Annotated in this window: 15 protein-coding genes; 8 read left to right on the top strand and 7 right to left on the bottom strand. The window is 50.9% G+C overall.

Features of this window, described 5'->3' with window-relative positions; all coding sequences use genetic code 11:
- The first annotated feature begins 2 nt into the window (after nucleotides 1-2).
- Nucleotides 3-1,727, top strand: coding sequence for a bifunctional protein-serine/threonine kinase/phosphatase (locus tag ACVL1J_RS04690; RefSeq protein WP_341237151.1), 1,725 nt, complete (start codon nucleotides 3-5; stop codon nucleotides 1,725-1,727).
- Here the strand turns inward: ACVL1J_RS04690 and ACVL1J_RS04685 are convergent.
- On the bottom strand, nucleotides 1,724-3,721 hold the full coding sequence (locus tag ACVL1J_RS04685; RefSeq protein ID WP_341237152.1) for an alkaline phosphatase D family protein: 1,998 nt from the start codon (nucleotides 3,719-3,721) through the stop codon (nucleotides 1,724-1,726). The genes ACVL1J_RS04690 and ACVL1J_RS04685 overlap by 4 nt on opposite strands.
- A 209-nt stretch (nucleotides 3,722-3,930) precedes the next feature.
- Here ACVL1J_RS04685 and ACVL1J_RS04680 point away from each other — a divergent pair, with 209 nt between their 5' ends.
- From ACVL1J_RS04680 to ACVL1J_RS04660, 5 genes are all read left to right on the top strand, one after another.
- Nucleotides 3,931-5,433 (top strand): alkaline phosphatase PhoX, encoded by a 1,503-nt coding sequence (locus tag ACVL1J_RS04680; protein ID WP_341237153.1) that lies wholly within the window; start codon nucleotides 3,931-3,933, stop codon nucleotides 5,431-5,433.
- A 151-nt stretch (nucleotides 5,434-5,584) separates the two neighbouring features.
- On the top strand, nucleotides 5,585-6,598 hold the full coding sequence (locus ACVL1J_RS04675; protein ID WP_341237154.1) for an alpha/beta fold hydrolase: 1,014 nt from the start codon (nucleotides 5,585-5,587) through the stop codon (nucleotides 6,596-6,598).
- Nucleotides 6,599-6,683: 85 nt separating this feature from the next.
- On the top strand, nucleotides 6,684-7,094 hold the full coding sequence (locus ACVL1J_RS04670) for a TA system antitoxin ParD family protein (RefSeq protein ID WP_341237155.1): 411 nt from the start codon (nucleotides 6,684-6,686) through the stop codon (nucleotides 7,092-7,094).
- Nucleotides 7,091-7,660: an ATPase gene (locus tag ACVL1J_RS04665; protein WP_159570010.1), complete on the top strand. Its 570-nt coding sequence runs from the start codon at nucleotides 7,091-7,093 to the stop codon at nucleotides 7,658-7,660. The genes ACVL1J_RS04670 and ACVL1J_RS04665 overlap by 4 nt, the downstream gene beginning before the upstream one ends.
- A 64-nt stretch (nucleotides 7,661-7,724) precedes the next feature.
- Nucleotides 7,725-8,612 carry a DUF6279 family lipoprotein gene (locus tag ACVL1J_RS04660; RefSeq protein WP_341237156.1) on the top strand — a complete coding sequence of 296 codons (888 nt, stop codon included), beginning with the start codon at nucleotides 7,725-7,727 and terminating at the stop codon, nucleotides 8,610-8,612.
- Nucleotides 8,613-8,660: 48 nt separating this feature from the next.
- Here ACVL1J_RS04660 and ACVL1J_RS04655 read toward each other — a convergent pair whose 3' ends face one another.
- On the bottom strand, nucleotides 8,661-9,695 hold the full coding sequence (locus ACVL1J_RS04655) for a hypothetical protein (RefSeq protein WP_341237157.1): 1,035 nt from the start codon (nucleotides 9,693-9,695) through the stop codon (nucleotides 8,661-8,663).
- Nucleotides 9,696-9,752: 57 nt separating this feature from the next.
- On the opposite strand from ACVL1J_RS04655, the gene ACVL1J_RS04650 reads away from it, so the two are divergent.
- The gene (locus ACVL1J_RS04650) at nucleotides 9,753-10,448 is read left to right on the top strand and encodes a hypothetical protein (protein ID WP_341237158.1); all 696 of its coding nucleotides are present in this window, start codon (nucleotides 9,753-9,755) and stop codon (nucleotides 10,446-10,448) included.
- Nucleotides 10,449-10,469: 21 nt separating this feature from the next.
- Here the strand turns inward: ACVL1J_RS04650 and ACVL1J_RS04645 are convergent, their stop codons facing one another.
- The 3 genes from ACVL1J_RS04645 to ACVL1J_RS04635 form a co-directional block, all read right to left on the bottom strand.
- Nucleotides 10,470-12,551 carry a TonB-dependent receptor gene (locus tag ACVL1J_RS04645; protein ID WP_341237159.1) on the bottom strand — a complete coding sequence of 694 codons (2,082 nt, stop codon included), beginning with the start codon at nucleotides 12,549-12,551 and terminating at the stop codon, nucleotides 10,470-10,472.
- 95 nt (nucleotides 12,552-12,646) lie between these two features.
- Entirely contained in the window at nucleotides 12,647-12,889 is a 243-nt protein-coding gene (locus tag ACVL1J_RS04640) for a hypothetical protein (protein ID WP_341237160.1), read from the bottom strand.
- 22 nt (nucleotides 12,890-12,911) lie between these two features.
- The gene (locus ACVL1J_RS04635; RefSeq protein WP_474562614.1) at nucleotides 12,912-14,504 is read right to left on the bottom strand and encodes a DUF4331 domain-containing protein; all 1,593 of its coding nucleotides are present in this window, start codon (nucleotides 14,502-14,504) and stop codon (nucleotides 12,912-12,914) included.
- Between the two features lie 155 nt (nucleotides 14,505-14,659).
- Here ACVL1J_RS04635 and ACVL1J_RS04630 point away from each other — a divergent pair, with 155 nt between their 5' ends.
- Entirely contained in the window at nucleotides 14,660-15,352 is a 693-nt protein-coding gene (locus tag ACVL1J_RS04630) for a queuosine precursor transporter (protein WP_341237162.1), read from the top strand.
- Here ACVL1J_RS04630 and ACVL1J_RS04625 read toward each other — a convergent pair.
- Nucleotides 15,336-15,866 carry an NlpC/P60 family protein gene (locus tag ACVL1J_RS04625; RefSeq protein ID WP_341237163.1) on the bottom strand — a complete coding sequence of 177 codons (531 nt, stop codon included), beginning with the start codon at nucleotides 15,864-15,866 and terminating at the stop codon, nucleotides 15,336-15,338. The two genes, ACVL1J_RS04630 and ACVL1J_RS04625, sit on opposite strands and share 17 nt — an antisense overlap.
- 174 nt (nucleotides 15,867-16,040) lie before the next feature.
- The gene (locus ACVL1J_RS04620; protein ID WP_341237164.1) at nucleotides 16,041-17,384 is read right to left on the bottom strand and encodes an alanine/glycine:cation symporter family protein; all 1,344 of its coding nucleotides are present in this window, start codon (nucleotides 17,382-17,384) and stop codon (nucleotides 16,041-16,043) included.
- Nucleotides 17,385-17,715 lie beyond the last annotated feature (331 nt).

Genomic DNA, 17,715 nt, shown 5'->3' with positions numbered 1-17,715 from the left:
AGGTGAGCACCTCACTGCAGATTCGATTCGGTGGTTACTCCATTGCAGGCGCAAAGCCCGTGAATCAGGATGCGTTTGCAGCCTTGTGCGGGCATGCTGAATCGAATTTGCTGAAAGGTGCGGCAGCAGCCATTGCCGATGGGGTCAGCAGTTGTGCAGACTCCCATGTGGCCAGTCAAACTTCAGTGACCAGCTTCATCGATGATTACTTTTCAACGCCCTACACCTGGAGTGTTCACAAGTCGGCCCGGCAAATTATTTCCAGCCTGAACGCCTGGATATATCAACAAAACACCAACCGGGCCAGCCACAACGACAGCCTGTTGACCACCTTCAGTGCCGTGGTGTTGAAATCAAACACCCTGCATTGTTTTCACGTGGGCGATTCCCGTGTGTATCACGTGCGTGGGGATGCGATCGAACGGTTGACACAAGACCATGTGCGCACTGAACGCGGACAGGAATACCTGTCGCGCGCATTGGGTGCAGACCGGCACCTGGAGCTGGACTACAGCACCCATGATTTGCAGGTGGGTGACCTGGTGTTGCTGAGTACCGACGGTGTTCATGGTGTGCTTAAGCGCCCCGAACTACTGGCTTTGATTGCCCAGCACGGAACCACTGATCTGGAGTTGCTGGCCAAGCACATGGCGCAAGCTGCCTTAAAAGCGGGCAGCGATGACAACTTGACTGTGTTGTTAATGGCAGTCGATGCCCTGCCCCAGGAAACGTTGGACGAAGTGCACCGCAAGCTGACGCAATTGCCCATACCGCCTGTGCTGCAGGTGGGCAATAAAATTGATGGCTACGAGGTGCAGGAAATTATTTTCAGTGGCACACGCAGCCACATGTACCGCGTGCGCTGCACGGAAAGTGGCGAGCAATTCACCCTGAAAACTCCGTCGCTGAATTTCGCGGAAGACGCGATGTACCTCAACGGTTTTGTGCGCGAAGAATGGGTGGGGCAAAGTATCCAGCACGTGAATGTCATGCGAACCCACGTGCCCAAACGCCCCAAACAGTTTTTGTACTATTTGGGCGAATACATTGAGGGCATTAACCTGCGGGAATGGATGTACGACAACCCCAAGCCCGGCATGGACGCGGTGCGGCGGATCATAAAGCAGGTGGTGGCGGGGCTTCGTGCATTTCAGCGAGCCGACATGGTTCATCAGGACATCAAGCCTGAAAACATCATGATCAATTCCGAAGGTTGCGTGAAAATTCTGGATTTCGGTACCGTGCTGATTGCCGGTGCAGATGAGCTGATTTCACCGCTGGACAAATCAGTGCCGCAAGGCAGCGTGAATTATGTGGCTCCCGAATACCTGATGGGTGAAGTGGGCACATTCAAATCCGATTTGTTTTCACTGGCTGTGGTGGTGTATGAAATGCTGACAGGCGCCCTGCCCTTTGCAGAAAAAACCGTGAAACAGGTCACGCTAAAAAGCTACAGCGACATGCGCTACATTGCAGCCAACCACCCGCGCCGTGACTTGCCTTTGTGGGTTGAAGCCTGCTTGCGCAAAGCGCTGCAGCCCAACCCCCGCTACCGCTACGATGCGCTTAGCGAATTTTTGCAAGACCTGACTGTGCCCAACACCAAACTGGAAGCCAGCGTGGCCAGGCAACCACTGATTGAAAAAAACCCGGTGGTGCTGTGGCAAGTCATCGCGGTTGTTTTATTAATTATCAACCTGCTTCAGTTGCTGCTGCATTCAAGTTAACGCGCCAGCACTTGTGCGGGCATGGGCGCCAATGGCGCAGTGCGTGAACTGCTACTGGGCTGAACGGGCATGCCATGCAGGGTGACTGAATCGACCTGGTTTTTAAATCGGGGCGTTGGCAAGCGTGTGGGCTCATCGTTCGCAAAACTCACCATTTGCACACCCAATACATCGGGCGCGTTGTCTTGCAGCTTGTTTTGCCACCAGCATTCAAACACGGCTTTGTCTTGGTCCAGTTGCACAATGCCATAACCGTGTTCAACCCACTCCATGAATTGAACATGCTTGTTGCCCAGCATGGTGGCCGTTTCAATTGCACGGCTGGCTGCCACATGCACAGCAAACGGGCTGCCCTGCAATGCGTTGGCCACAAGTTCATCGGCACCGCCTCGCCCCATTGAAGAAGGCGCAAACTCAACAGCGGCTGAAGCTGCGCGTAAATTCACACCTGGCAAATTGGCGGTGGCTGCCCGCTGAAAACCTGCCGCAATATTTTCTGGCGATGTGCCCTGTCGCAAAGTGGGCGCTGGGGGTGCAACCTGGTATTCGTTCAACACGGCAGTCTGATCATCTTCCACCACATCGCTGATCCAGTTGCCATGCATGTCACCGGAAACGAACACCGTACCATTCACCGTGGGCACTTCTGCACCACCACGCAATTGCGAAATCAGCAAATTTCGCTCGACGTTGTAATCGTTCCAGCGAACAGGCAAAGGCATCACAGGCGACCCCACCACATTGGGCACCACCCACGGTGCAATCCAGGTTTGATTGTTCAACACTTTCCACAGCACACCATCGCTTTCATCTTTTCGCAATTGTGAAAGCAACCAGTCAAATTGGGGTTTGCCAAACAAGGTCGGCGTGCCTTCGGGCAGGTGTGAGGCATCTGCCTCCAGTCCATAGGCGGGTAAATAGCTTTGGGTATCCAAGGCGCGAATACTGGCCAGCGGGCCGTAGTTCAAACTTCGGTACACCAACAAAGGATCAACCGGCGATGGGTATTCTGTATCGGGGTAGAAAATAAATTCACCGCCGCCATCGGCCTTCACTGGTCGAGAAGGTGTCCATTCCCAAAAAGCGCGCGTGGTGTCTTGCAAAGTGCAAGTGGACTCGACACCTTCAGGCAAGGTGGTGGGCAATTCGTTGCCAAACCCCGGATCAATGTCGTGGTTGTCCCAGGTAATAAACCACGGGTGTTGCTGGTGCGCCGCCATCAAATTGGGGTCTGAACGAAACAGCGCATAACGTCGGCGGCATTCGTCAATATTCAACCAGTCGCGATAATCCACATAGGCTGTATCTTCAATGTTTCTGCGCGCCCGAACCTGTTCGTCTTCGTCCACAAAATCATAAATGTAATCGCCGCAGTGAATCACCAAATCCAGATCGTCGCGTTGCGCAATCGCCCCATAACCACTCCAGGTGCTTGACCAGTAACTGGAACACGACACCACGGCCAGTCGAATCGCCGACACCATGCTTGCGGGCGCAGTGCGCGTGCGGCCCACAATGCTGCTGTGAGGCCCGGTTACAAATTGATAGTAGTAAGTGGTGGCAGGCTGCAAACCCTGTGCATCCACTTTCAGGGTGTAATCATTTTCCGCCACCACGCGTTGCGTGCCGCGCCGCACAATATTGTTCATGTCGGGCGTGGTGCTGACCAACCAACGCACTTGCACACCCTGTGCCGGGTATTCCGGCAAGGTGATTCGGGTCCACAAAATAACCCGGTCAGCCAAGGGGTCTCCACTGGCCACACCGTGCGCAAAAGGCATGGCCAACACCATGGGAAAATCAAAACCTGCTGGTTCGAAACCTGGTTGCGGCAAAACCTGTTCAAATTCATTGCTGGCGATAGGCGAACCCGCGCCCGGCCCGGGTTCAGAGGGATCTGCTGGACCGGCGGGGCTGTTGGTGAGTAAATTGTCTCCGCCACACCCCACGAGGCCACTTGCTGCCATTGCTTTCAATACATCACGCCGCTTCATCCCGTCACCTTTCTCTGTTATTCAAACTTGTACTGGAAAAGCGCCAGAAAGGATTGAAAACAGAAAAGAGCAGCGTTTCTAGATGACTTGTCTTTCACAATGAAATATGTCAAATACGTGGCATTTCACACTGAGTGATTTACCCAAACCATGTGTTCTGTTGCGCAGTATAAAAATTTGCCACTCACAATACTTCGACAGGTTTCACCATGCATCAGCACATCATTCCCTCATTCAAACGCCGTGCCCTATTGCGGGCCATGTTTCTTGGTGTGGGTGTCACGGCTTTGCCGTTGCTTAACGCCTGCGGCTCTGATTCCAACGAGTCCACATCCACTGTCACCCCCACTGGCCCCAATGAGAATGTCAATCCGCCCGAGGTGAATCCTCCCAGTCTTGGGCCTTTGGCGATGGAGCTTCCTTTGCAAGCTGGGCCGCTGGCGGGCATTGGTGAACTTGTTGCCACAGGGGTGGACAATATTCTTGCTCCGGCTGGCTTCACTGTGCGCCCGGTGGCGCGTCATTTAAGCAACCCAGTGCTCGGCATCCCGGATTTGCTGGGCTTGACTGGCTACAACTGGCACATGTTCCCGGACGGTGGCGCTGTGTTCCAGACAGAAGATGGCGGCTGGGTGTATGTCTCCAACAGTGAAACCGAGGCTCCACAAGGTGGTGTGGGTGCACTAAGGTTCAATGCACAAGGTGACATTGAATCCTCGTACAGAATTCTCACCGGTACCGCACGCAACTGCGCCGGCGGTGCAACACCCTGGGGCACTTGGCTTAGCTGCGAAGAAACCCAAACCGGCGTGACCTGGGAATGTGACCCCCTGGGCAGCACAGCCACCGCACGTGCATTGCCTGCGCTGGGTGTGTTCAATCATGAAGCAGTGGCTGTAGACATGACCACCAAAACCTTGTTTTTGACTGAAGACGCTGGCGATGGCCGCCTGTACCGCTTTGTATCCGAGGGTGATTTGCGCCCCACAGTCAACGGACAAATGGGTTTGAACATGGAGCAAGGTAAGCTTCAAGTTCTGGAGATTGTCGGTTTCGAAGCTGGTGCATACCAAGAAGACATTGCCGTGGCCCAGCGTGTTCATCGTGTGAAGTGGGTGGATGTTCTTGAACCGGAAAACCCGCAAGCCCAAGTGCGCTCGCGAACCAGCACAGCTGGCCTGCCGGTGCCGGGCACCGTGTTCAGGGGTGGAGAAGGCATCTGGATTCAAGAATTCCCGCAGGGGAAAGCGCCTTCCGTGAGTGGTGTAGCCAAGCCCATGCGCGCTGTGGTGTTCTTCGCCTGCAAAGGCGACAACCGGGTGTATGCACTCGATATCGACAACGACTTGATTGAAGTGGTGTTTGACAACAGCCAATTGGACGACGGTGCCGGCTTTGACGACGTGGACAATTTAGTGATTAGCCCGGCCGGCGATGTGATCGTGGCAGAAGATGGCGATGCCATGCGCCTGATGGTGATGATTCCCAATCAGCCAGCGAAAATTTTGCTGCAAATTACGGGCGGTGGCAGTGAATTGGCAGGGCCTGCTTTTTCACCTGATGGTTCAAGGCTTTACTTCAGCAACCAGCGTGGCCCCAACCTGCCAGCACTGCCTGGTTTGCCCAACTTGCCCGGCACGGGCGCCACTTACGAGCTTTTGATCCCGGAGGAATTCCGTGCAGTAAATGGTTTGGCTATGTCGGCCACCTGACACACGCTGAAGAAGTACTCAAAAATATCGGGCTGGCTTGCAAGGACAGTGTAAGCCAAGCCCCGAATGATGAAGACAATAACAAATACACTGATTATTTCGAAGTATGCTTTGGTAAGCATGTATCAATACTAAAAATAGAAGGTTCAACTTGGCCAAACCTGTCCGCAAGTCCAAAGGCAAAGAATTAACACCCATTAGCGAAGGCGCAAAACTGGTTGATCAATACTTTGATCACGTCGGTGAAGCTTTTCTGCGCCACGCGCCGGAAATAGACCCTGAAAAGCTGAGGGACTGGCGGCCCAAACTGTTCAGCTTTACACGTTTAAACCCTTGGTATGGCGGTTTGGTGGGCGTGCACCGCAAACGAATTGGTGTGGGTAGAGACAAACTGGTTTGGCTGGAAATTGGCCAGGAAAGCAGCCCTGCCCTGTTGCTGATGCATGGCTTTGCTGCCGCAAAAGAACACTGGCTGCCATTGCTGCCATTTTTCGCGGGACAGTTTCGCATTTTGATACCAGACCTTCCAGGCTGGGGTGAAAGCGGTTTCAATCCCGACCGCAACTACGGCTTGGAAGACCAGACCGAACGCTTGCACGACTGGCTCACTGAAATTGGCGTAAACAAAGTGAACGTGGTGGGCAATTCAATGGGCGGCGCCTTGGCTGGCCTTCTGGCTGCCCGCTTTCCTGAAATGGTCACCAGCCTGGTGCTAATGGATGCCTTGGGCTTGCCGGGCACCGAGGAAACCGACTTCATCCGCGAAGTGTTGCGCGGCAAAAACCGGCTTGTACCGCGTGCGCCGATGGATGTCATGAAACTGACCGACCTGGTCTTTCACAACAGGGCACTGGCCGCATCGGCTGCCTTTTTTTCTGCCACTGAATTGATTCATCGAAGGGACGTCAACGGCTTTCTGTTTCAAGAAATGCTCAGCCGTCGCCCCGATTACACCAAGACCACATTTGAGGATATTTCAGCGCCGACCTTGGTCATGTGGGGCAAAGAGGACGATGTACTCCACATCAGCTGTGCCTACGAGTTTGAGCGCCTGATTAAACGCTCAGAAATGTGTTTGTTCGATGGCGTGGGTCACTTGCCCATGATTGAAACGCCCTACCCCTGTGCACAAGCCATCAAGGAATTTGTACTCAGGAACCTTTGATTGGATATTTCCCTGTGAATTGCCAATTTTGTAGCATTTTGCTACAATTAAAGCGTTCACAGGTATTGAATCAAGGAAGTACACCATGGCCAAAGCCTCTTCACCCATTCGAATTCAGTCTGATTTGATGAGCAACGCTGCCGTGCTGGGTAAACTACACCACCGCAGTGCAGCCGAGCAAATTGAATACTGGGCCAGCATTGGTCAAAAAGTTGAAAGCCTGCTCGACCCGGAAACCCTGTTGCAAATCAAGGCTGGCCTGTTGCGCGTTAAGCTGGAGCAGGTCAATGCGCCACCCGTAAGCGCAGACTGGGTGTTTGGCAATTTGGACATGAAACGCAGCACCGGTGAATTGAAAAGCGAGGTTAGCCAGCACAAGGTGCGCTACCAAGCCAGCACCACACACCCGGGCATGCTGGAACAAATTGATGTCAAGGGCAAAATCAGGCTGGGTCAGTTCGACAACGGCGTGTTCACACCACTCAAATTGGCATGAAACAACTGTGGCTGCTGGTGGGCGGCAATGGCGCAGGAAAAACCACTTTTTACCGAACCCAGCTTGAACCCCTGGGCATGCCATTCATTAATGCCGACAATATTGCGCGCGATGTCTTCTCGCAAGCACCTGAAGAACACAGCTACGAGGCGGCGAAAATCGCCGAGAACCTGAGAAACAGCTTGCTTGAACAAGGCAAAAACTTTTGCTTTGAAACGGTGTTCTCTCACCCCTCCAAAATTGATTTTGTAGCCAAGGCCAAAGCCTTGGGCTACCAGGTGGTGATGGTGTTTGTTCACCTTGAACAAAGCAATTTGAACAAGGCCCGAGTGCACCAACGCATTGAAACTGGCGGGCATGCAGTGCCGGAAGACAAAATTGAAGCACGAATTCCGAGAACCGTTGACAATGTGTTGAATGCCCTGCCGCTGTGCGACGATGTTTGGGTGCTCGACAACTCCAGTGCCCAGGAACCGTTCCGAAAAATACTGCGTATCCACGGTGGAGTACTGAATCAATTTGTGGATCCGTTGCCTGAATGGGCGCATCGTTTCAACGCACAGTGAACGAATGCTGGCTCACTGGGTCATAAACACACAGTTTTAACTTTTTGAGTGCCCAGAATTCGTGATGAAACCGGCAATTCGAACCCGAACATTTTTACTCATGGCCTGCCTGAGCTTGCTTGTAGCATGCAGTGCCATCAAACTGGGTTACAACAACTCGGCCACTTTTGCGCACACTTACCTGACCAACAAAGTCGATTTCGATTCTGAACAATCCGCTTTACTCAAAACAAGTCTGAACAACATTGTTGAATGGCACCGCAATGCCGAACTGCCGGTGTTGGCCAATGAATTGCAAACGGCTCGCCAGGCTTTGGCGGCACGCAATGGCGTGGTAACACCTGTCAATGCCGCACAAGTGCAGGCCTTAAACCAGGCAATCCGGGCCTCCCTGCGCCGCACTGCCAACGAGGCGGCCCCAGTCATTGCAAAAAACATGCTGGGCTTGTGGCCCAATCAAATTCGGGATATTCAGCAAGCGCTTAACAAATCCAATGTGGAATACCGCGAAGAACGTTTGATGCAAAACGCAGAAAAACGGGTCAACGAGTCCATTGAGCGCATGACTGAACGATTCGAGCGTTGGCTGGGCACATTAAACCCTGTGCAACTGAAACAGATTGAAGCCTGGGCACGAACTGAAACACGTTGGGCCGAATCGCGCTACGAAAACAGGTTGGAGCGACAGCAGCAATTCATGGATTTGGTGAACACAGCAGCGAACCGTCAAATTGACCAGGCCACCTTAAGCCGCGAGATTGCGCGATTGCTCAACGCTTGGCAAACCCCGTCCAGCCCAAGCGACAAACAGGAAAGTGAACAACGGCAAAAGACCACAATTGCGCTGATTGTGGATGTACTTAATTCGGCCACGCCCGAGCAACGCAATAACGCGGCCGACCGCGCAGCGGGCTGGGCAAAAGACTTCCAGATTCTGGCCAGCAGATCCTGAAAAAGCTGTTAACTTTCTTCGACGATCGGTCGGCTAAAAAACCATTGATCAGGCAAGAAGGTCTTGCACCTTCTTGCTGCTGTAAAAACGCAGCAAATTGCGACGCAGGAAACTTTCCGCAACCCCTTCCTTGATCATCAAGGCAGCCAGATCCGGAATGTAATTGTCCAGTTCGTCCGTGATCATTTCATGGGTGATCCCAATGTCGTCCAGCAAATCTTGTAACGACTGGTCGCCATACTTCTCAAAGAAAAAGTCGACGCCTAAATCAATGCACGACTTCAAGTACTCGGTGTTGCGGAATTCAAGCCAAAACTCATAGCCCAGCACCATGAACTCCTGGAAGTCTTGCTCGGTCAGATAATCGCGATACGCGGTCAACGGCCACTCGCGCACCACATCCCAAAAAGCCAAAGCGCTGTTCATGGCTGTTTCACGGTATTGCTCGTTGTCCAGGGTTTCATCCACCATTTCGAGCGAACCTTTGACGCCACTTTCCATCAGGTTGCGCACTCGGTCTTCAAGACCTTCTGACAAATCGGGCGCTTTGGAGCTGAGCCACTCCCGCACTTTGCGTGTGCTGCTGGCCACCGTCGAAAATTTCATCAGGTTGTTTTGCTCAAATACATAGCCTTTGAGCACGGTGAAAATGACGTCCGACAAAAAATGCCGAAATGGCGTGCTGTTTCTGATGTTGGTGACAGCATGATCAAGCACACCGTCTTGTTCAAATATTTTCTCGATGAATTCTGTCGCGATTGAGTCGGACACCACCTCGCCAATCTTTGTGGTCTGGCTGGCTGGGAATTCAAAAATGCGATTGGCAATTTCACCAAACAACTCGGGAATGGCACCACCAATTTCCATTTCCACGGCATAACGTTGCGCAGTGGCCTTGACCTTGTTTTCATCCACAGCATCGCGCAGGCGAATGTATTCAAACCTTCCCAGGATATGGGTCACTTCGTCGGCAAGCAAAGCCTGAAACTTTTTACCTTTCAGGTTCTGAAGCCAGAAAGCAACTTCGGCCTCAAGCAGTTGCGAAGCCAAATCTTTGGGTTCCGGGATTGAGGTTTTTGCCATTGTCATTCCGATGTGTAGTACTGTTAAATGATTCTAACCTGCGGCACCAAAGTTGTTATGTTGAAGAAATTAATTGCCTTGTTCTTTATTAGTACCACTGCTCCAGCCATGGCCCACTTAACCTGGATTGAGGCAGGCGAGCAAAGCCTTGGATTGTCTACCGGGCACAATTTTCCCGCAAAGGAAATCACGGTGAAAGGCGAATACGTTCAAACGATTCGTTGCACAACCATGGTGGGCGAATTGTTCGAGCTTGGGTTTGATGCGCAAAGTATTCGCTATGTTTACCCAAAAAAACCAGCCAATTGTGTTGCCCAACTTAAAACCACTTTGATCGAACTGACGCCAGCCCAAGGGGTTCAGCACTTTTCCGAAAACAAAGTGAGCAAAACACTGATCGATCAGGTACGCGCCAAGCAGAAGTTTGAGGAAGTGTATTTCAAACTGGCACAAATCAAGCCAGTACTGGTTGGCGATCCGCTGTACAACAAGGACATTGCACAGTTTGTGAGCAAGCCCGACGATCCAAAAACGATTTATGTGTACAAAAATGGTGAGCCTGTACCCAACCTGCCGGTGGGCCTTGAGTACCCGGAAACTCCGATTACCCTGTGGAGCAACACCGACGCTGAAGGCAAAGTCAAATTGATCTTGCAACCCAGATCAAAAGCGCTGTTAAGAACACTGATCACCGAACAAAACGGCACAGGCTACAAAAGCCAGTTTCTCTCTGTCATTCTGGAGCCCCAATAAGCACATTGCCAGGCAACTTTTCTAGAATTGCAAACTCGCCGTCAGGCGAATATGTCTTGGCAATGCGGGGTGGAATGTTTTTCCAAATGCTGCATTGCCAGCCAGAAAATATTCCTGAGCATACTGAATATCGCTGTTTTCCCGATCAAAAAGATTGAAGATTGAAAGGTTCAGGCTCAGGTCTTTGTTCAGCCTGAAGTTAGCGAACAGGTCTGAATTAATGACTGAGTCCGATTGAATGCTCCGGTCTTCAGTCAATGGGGCGCTGCCCACATACTTGAACTTGTAACCAAGCTTGAGATCGCCCCAGGTTTGACTCAATGACACCGCTGCGGACTCCTCAATTGCGTTCGGAATTCCGTTGTCGGCCACATTCACAAACCGTGCATCTACGAGCGTGACAAAACCATCTATTTCAAATCCCGTTTTGTTGAAGTAACTTGCAATCAACTCCAGTCCATTTCGTTTTGTTGCACCATTTGGCTCAGTGGTGCCGGCGTCGCCCACAAATACAAGTTCTGAATCACTTTCCAGTTGAAACAAAGTGGCTGATGCGCTCAGGTTTTTGCTGGCATTGGTGGATTTAATTCCCAACTCAGAGCCTTTGGTTTTTACCAGGTAATCAACCGGATTCGCTGTGAACAAGCCACGGGGATCATTGCTGTGAAAACCACGGCCTACCGCAAAAAACAACTCGGTGTTGTGCGCAAAGGGCTTCACGCTGGCTGTAAATTTCGGGCTGACCTGAGAATCACTGCGGGAACCTGAACGCTGTGTATTGGGCGTACCAGGGTCTTCATCGTCATCAAACTCACCATTCAAATCAACATCAAAGCTGTCGTATCGCAAGCCACCTGTCAATTTCAACCACTGTACAGGCTGCAATTGCTGAGAAACGAACAAGCCAAGATTTTGCTGCTCAAAGGTATCTTGGTTACGCGTGGCCAAACGTTCACGTGCAATGGATTCATATAGACCCGCCGGATTCACATCATCAACGCGATAATCAAGGCCCATTGCAAGCTGAGAACGCATGAACGTGAGGTTCTCGAAAATGGTGTGCGTTACGCCACCACCATAGGTGGTTCGACTATCGAATTGATTGAATTGATCTGACCTGACACCTGGCCGACCAAACACTGAGTTGTCGCGAAGGCCGTAAGTGAAGTCGCTAAACAGATCGAGCTTGTAATCCGCAAGGAATGCGCGAACTTGTGTGATCGACTGGTCCCAAACCGTGGTGAAGTTACCGGAAACCGCATGCCGTTGGGTAAATCCACCGGCTGTTGGATCCAGACTACCGAAGCGATTGACCAAGCCACGTTCCACTGCCTCGACCGGAATGTGATCGGTCGATGTCCATTGTGATTCGTATCCGGAGTATTGCACTTCAAATTTCTTGCTGGCGTCAATTTGATGACTCAACTTGAGCAGCATATTGTATTTGTACTGGTTTTCAGCCACTTCCCAGGGACCGTCATTTTCGGTCACTTCGAGGGCATACAGCAACTTGGTTTGTTCATCATTCCATGTTGTTGAATTGGCCAACAGTCCACGCCGATAGCCAAACTCACCGACTGACAACGAGGCCAATCCTTTTTTCAACTCGCTGACGTAATCGATATTCAATGAGCCCGCAGAACTGAAATCACCATCTTGCGCAAAGTAAGGCCCCTTGCGATATTCAATCCTGGACAGAAGTTCAGGAATGATCATATTGGAATCTGCATAACCTTGACCGTGTGCATGCCCAGGCAAGTTCAGTGGCGCACCAAGAAAATTAATGGACAAATCAGTGCCGTGATCAAGGCTGAATCCGCGAAGAAAATATTGGTTGGCCTTGCCCCCACCGGAATGTTGCGTGACATTCAATCCGGGCACCGCTTCAAGCACATCGGAAGACCTGGCAGGGTTTTGATTGGCCAAACGTTGCTGCCCCAAAATTCCCTGTGAGCTTGTGATGCCGCCCAAGGTATGAACAGCTTCGATATTTTCTGTCACCGAAATCTCATCAAGCTCCTGATTGTCAAAGTGAATGCCATGGCTCCACGCACTGCCAAAAATCAGCAAACAACAAACAGCAAGAACAGATTTGGTTTTCATTCGGATTTCCGTAACAGCATATTGAACGTTTAACTAAAAAAAATCCTGCAACCTTGTGAGTCACAGGATTTTCCATACAGTACATTAACTTTCGGTTAGTCAGGCAGATCAAACGGCTCGGCTGTCTCGGAAGTTGCCAGCATCAAATTGCTGACATCATCAGGTTCCCCGGTTTCAGTACTGCTACCGACCAGTGTGCCCGCTTCAGTGGAGCTGATACTACCGTCGCTACTGGCGCTGCCCAGGTTAAACGGTGAACCGTCTCCACCACCACATGCAGCAAGCGCAAGAATTAATGCTCCGCCAACACTAAGTCCAAGTTTGTTTTTCAGATTCATGATTCCTCCTTGGGCTCATACATTAGTTAACCGCGCCAGGAATTGGTGTATTCAAGTACGGAAATACATTGAGAAATGGCACTTGTGCTTGATCAACAGCATCATGCACCTGCAGCGAGGTATCACCCAAAGGCACACTATCTGGATTACAAGCTGAACTTAAGGTTGTTCCAGGCACCGTGTTTAGCCCAAGCCCGTTATTTGCACCATTGGCTACGCACAAACCGCCCATCACCGCAACCAGCGCCACATCAACCACATCGTCTTTCGGTCTGCGGCCATTTGGAAAGCCTGCCAAGTCACCGGCGAGTACACCGAGAGTCTGCTGTTCAGCAAATGGCTTGGGGGCAATCGTGGTGTTCAACCGCAACATTTCCGAAAGCGTCACATTTGCAGGCCGGTTCACACCTTGAATACCAGCAAGAAACACATTGAGCAGATCGGTACGAGGAAAGTTTATGGGGGCTGTGTTTTCAAGACCAGGCACAACCATGCTTATCAACTGAGGCAAGGTGGGGTTCGAAACATAGGTCAAGAATTGACCGTCGCCACTGGGCTTGGATGCATTGAACCGGTCTTTGTCTTTCAAACCGATTACCACCTCGTTGACCAAAGGCATGCCCAAGCGTGAAACCTGAACCCATGCGCCACCTACTTTTTCAGCTTTCTGGTGGCCTTGCCCTGGAACGCCGTCGCCAATTTGAACTTGACGCACGCTGGCTGTGGTCCAACCACCGATCACCTTCTCTGCACTTGGTGCCAAACAGTCTTTGTGGATTTCCAAAGCAATGCTGGTGACATTCTTGTCTTGAATTGAATTGGCTGCTGCTGCGTTTGCAAACATAGCCCTGTTGCCAATAACCTCTGCCGGCGCGTTTACAAGGTCGAAGATTGTGCCCAGATTAACCGCAAAACCTTCTTGGCGCTGACCTACAAACACACGTGCCTGATTAGTGCCGCTTGCACAACCCGGAATTGTTACTGTGTGAATGTGTTGATTTGCATAAGCAACATAATCAGGTATGGTCTTTTCACCAATATTATCCACTGGCTTTTCCAGTGTGGTGCTGCCTCCACTGGTTTTGGCAGCCAATGTACGGTTGCTGTTGCGGCGGCCGTCGCGGACCACGGTCATGGTATAGCTCTCGGTCAAATTCAGATTTGGATCTGACAAAGCAGACACCGTTCCGGCCTGAATCAATGGAATGCTGACCGATGGCGGATTGGTAGTACCAATTGGCAGCTGAATATCTCGCAGCGTATTCTTGAAATTAAACTGAAAAGTGATTTCTTCCTGCGCATCGCCATCGTTGTCGATGTGAATTTCATACAGGGCATTGGGATCCATCGAGAAGTAATTCGGACCGCCATAACCATCTTGCAACGGTTGATAATTCGCGATCACGGTAATGAAATCAGACCGGTTCGTCTCATAGCTTCGGAACATGTAAAAGTCAGTTCCATCTGCTTTCGGTGTGGTGGTAATTGAGGGCGCTTCGCGATGGCTAGAGGCAAATGCCGCCACGCTCAGGACTGCCAAAAGGCTACCTGTCAGAATTTTCTTAGTAAACTTATTGTTCTTGTTCGGGTTTGTCGCCTTCCTTAAACTGTTCATTTTCCCATCCTCACTGCAGTTGACACTAAAACATTAAACAAAAATTATTACTGTTTGAGTATAGGGCGCGATATTCATTACTACAATAAGCACAATGACTACGCGATACACTCAATAAACACATTAATTACACTAACCATTTGAGCCAGTTTTGGATGCGCCAATATAAATACTATGAGTTTGTTCTGGTCGCTTTTGTGGCCGTGCTGCTGTGCTCCAACCTGATTGGGCCTGCAAAAATTGCCGAATTGAACCTGCCCATGGTCGGCACGGTCACCTTTGCGGCAGGCGTGTTGTTCTTTCCCATTTCCTATATTTTTGGTGACATCCTGACCGAGGTGTATGGTTATGGCCGTGACCGCAGGGCTGTGTGGGCAGGATTCGGTGCGCTGGCCTTTGCCTCATTCATGGCGTTTACCGTAGTGAACTTGCCTGCTGCGCCCTTCTGGGTTGACAAACAAGCGGCCATTGAAAGCGTATTTGGCAACACATGGCGAATTGTTCTGGCCTCGCTGATTGCATTCTGGAGTGGCAGTTTTATCAACAGCTTTGTGCTGGCCAAGATGAAAATCTGGACCCACGGCAAATGGTTGTGGACACGAACCATTGGCTCCACTGTGGTGGGTGAATTCATTGATTCAAGCTTGTTCTACACCATCGCATTCTGGGGAATCATGACCACCGATCAAATTATCACGGTGGCATTAACCCAGTACGTGCTTAAAACCAGTTGGGAGATACTCGCTACGCCGCTGACGTATTGGATAGTCGCTCGCTTAAAACGAGCAGAAAATGAAGACTACTATGACAACAAAACCAACTTCACACCATTCAGTTTGAAGGTGTAAAACCGTTCAACCCAATACGGCGTGCGGTAATAAAATGACGCTGCCAATAGGGGCTGAGCAACTTGGCTATTTCAACACCCGCGCGTGTGGACACATGCATAAATTGGTTGTTGCCCATGTAAACGCCCACATGTCGGCGTGTGGGACCCGTGCGAAAAAACAGAAGGTCACCAGTGCGTAAATCAGCGATATCCACTCGCTCGCCCATGGTCATTTGCTCACGCGAGCTGCGCGGCAATTGAAGCTTAAATTTGTCCTCGAACAGTGCTTGAATAAAGCTGGAACAGTCGACACCATTTGTACCGGTACCGCCCAACTTGTGGCGAGTACCTGCCCAGCTTGAATAATGAGCCAATAGTGCATTTTGAATTTCAGTGCTGTATGACTGCTCGGGTACGGGCTGATTCAAAAGAACGTCCAGCGACGCTTCACTGGATGCAAAACCCGGCCAGAATGCAACGATCAACACCAGAAAACTGCTTTTCACATTGTTGAAACGTTTTACATCGGCCATGCGTATGTTCCTGAAGGCATATGGTGGGTAAGCGCATGCTTGCCCAAAGGGACCGTATCATAGCGGCAAAGCGCAGAACAATCGGTAAAACTTGGTAGAAAACTCGAAACAGGTTCAAGTGTGGACGGCAAACCGCAGAGATTGCGGTTTGCCGGTTTGATAAGGATTCAGAAATTATTTGTTGGCGAAATACTCGTTTGTGAGTTTCACAATGACAGGCGAAAGCAACAACAATGAAATCAGGTTGGGCAAGGCCATGAACGCATTCAGCGTGTCTGCCACCAGCCATACGAAGTCAAGTTGGGTAACAGCACCCACCATCACGAAACCTGTCCACAAAACGCGGTAAGGCATGGTAATTGCCGTTCCGGCGATGAACTCCCAGCACTTTTCACCAAAATACGACCAGCCAATAATGGTCGAGAAAGCGAAAAATGCGAGTGAAATCGCCAGTACATACTCACCAACACCGGGCAAGCCTGTGGCGTATGCGCTGGAGCTAAGCGCTGCACCATTCACACCACTGTTCCACACGCCGGTTACGATGATCACCAAACCAGTCATGGTGCAAACAATGATGGTGTCGATGAAGGTACCCATCATGCCAACCAGACCAGACTCAACCGGGTTTTTGCTCTTCCCCGCTGCCTGGGCAATACCTGCTGTACCCAAACCCGCTTCATTGGAAAAAATTCCACGTGCCACACCATAACGAATGGCCAGCATGATCGCAGCACCGGCAAAACCGCCTGTGGCTGCAACAGGATTAAATGCGCTTTCAATAATCAAGGCAAAAGCGGCGGGAATTTCCTGAATGTACATACCCAGAACAATCAGCGAGGTGATGATGTAAGCCACGCACATGAAAGGCACAATTTTTTGAGCCACTGCACCAATTCGCTTCACGCCACCAATCAACACAAAGCCCACCAACACGGTCATCACAATTCCGGAAATCCATTTGTCGATGCCAAAAGTGACATTGAGCACATCGGCCACGCTATTGGACTGCACCATATTGCCGATACCAAAACCAGCCAAGCCACCAAACAGCGCGAAGGCCATGCCGAGCCATTTCCAGTTCTTGCCCAAACCATTTTTAATGGCATACATGGGGCCGCCCACTTGATGTCCACGGGTGTCTGTTTCGCGATAATGCACCGCCAGCAGCACCTCTGCATATTTTGTTGCCATGCCCACCAGTGCGGTCATCCACATCCAGAACAAAGCCCCTGGGCCGCCCAGCGCAATGGCTGTGGCCACGCCAGCGATATTGCCCGTACCCACAGTTGCAGCCAATGCAGTCATTAGTGCAGCGTATGGTGTGATGTCGCCCTTGGCGTTTTCATCAGGCGTGCGGCTTTTCCAAACCCAACGAAAGCCCATGCCAATTTTAAATATAGGCATGAATTTCAAACGTAATTGCAAAAACAGACCAGTTCCCAAGATGGCGACAAGCATGGGAGGACCCCACACGATGCCGTTGATTGCATTAACAAATTGCGTGAGTGCTTCCATGCATTGTTCTCCTTGTTGTGAAAAGCGATGCGCCAATTTGGTGCTGCTGTGGCGAATTTTCAGTTTATTACGCAAGCAATATGCCCGCGACACTTTTATTAACAAATCAAACAAATTATTGGCGCAAAAAAAAACCCCGAACCAGGTCGGGGTTTTTCAGAAAAAGTATCGCAACTTACTGTTTCTTTTCGGGCTGCTTTTCGCCTGCCTTGGGTTGATCACCCAGGATCGACTTGGCAGGGCAAATTTTAAATGCAGGACATTTTTGACAACCAACAGCAATCGCAATCGGGCAAACAGTCATGGCGGTCCTCGTTTGTGGTTATGGGAA

The sequence above is a fragment of the Limnobacter sp. G6BE5S genome, from assembly GCF_058448965.1.
This window is presented reverse-complemented; position numbering and strand designations above follow the sequence as displayed.

Excerpts from the sequence above, each read along its gene's own strand:
- ACVL1J_RS04650 (WP_341237158.1), top strand. The coding sequence starts at position 9,753 with ATGTTGAAGAAATTAATTGCCTTGTTCTTTATTAGTACCACTGCTCCA.
- ACVL1J_RS04630 (WP_341237162.1), top strand. The coding sequence starts at position 14,660 with ATGCGCCAATATAAATACTATGAGTTTGTTCTGGTCGCTTTTGTGGCC.
- ACVL1J_RS04660 (WP_341237156.1), top strand. The coding sequence starts at position 7,725 with ATGAAACCGGCAATTCGAACCCGAACATTTTTACTCATGGCCTGCCTG.
- ACVL1J_RS04620 (WP_341237164.1), bottom strand. The coding sequence starts at position 17,384 with ATGGAAGCACTCACGCAATTTGTTAATGCAATCAACGGCATCGTGTGG.
- ACVL1J_RS04645 (WP_341237159.1), bottom strand. The coding sequence starts at position 12,551 with ATGAAAACCAAATCTGTTCTTGCTGTTTGTTGTTTGCTGATTTTTGGC.
- ACVL1J_RS04670 (WP_341237155.1), top strand. The coding sequence starts at position 6,684 with ATGGCCAAAGCCTCTTCACCCATTCGAATTCAGTCTGATTTGATGAGC.
- ACVL1J_RS04640 (WP_341237160.1), bottom strand. The coding sequence starts at position 12,889 with ATGAATCTGAAAAACAAACTTGGACTTAGTGTTGGCGGAGCATTAATT.
- ACVL1J_RS04655 (WP_341237157.1), bottom strand. The coding sequence starts at position 9,695 with ATGGCAAAAACCTCAATCCCGGAACCCAAAGATTTGGCTTCGCAACTG.
- ACVL1J_RS04665 (WP_159570010.1), top strand. The coding sequence starts at position 7,091 with ATGAAACAACTGTGGCTGCTGGTGGGCGGCAATGGCGCAGGAAAAACC.
- ACVL1J_RS04680 (WP_341237153.1), top strand. The coding sequence starts at position 3,931 with ATGCATCAGCACATCATTCCCTCATTCAAACGCCGTGCCCTATTGCGG.
- ACVL1J_RS04685 (WP_341237152.1), bottom strand. The coding sequence starts at position 3,721 with ATGAAGCGGCGTGATGTATTGAAAGCAATGGCAGCAAGTGGCCTCGTG.
- ACVL1J_RS04635 (WP_474562614.1), bottom strand. The coding sequence starts at position 14,504 with ATGAACAGTTTAAGGAAGGCGACAAACCCGAACAAGAACAATAAGTTT.
- ACVL1J_RS04625 (WP_341237163.1), bottom strand. The coding sequence starts at position 15,866 with ATGGCCGATGTAAAACGTTTCAACAATGTGAAAAGCAGTTTTCTGGTG.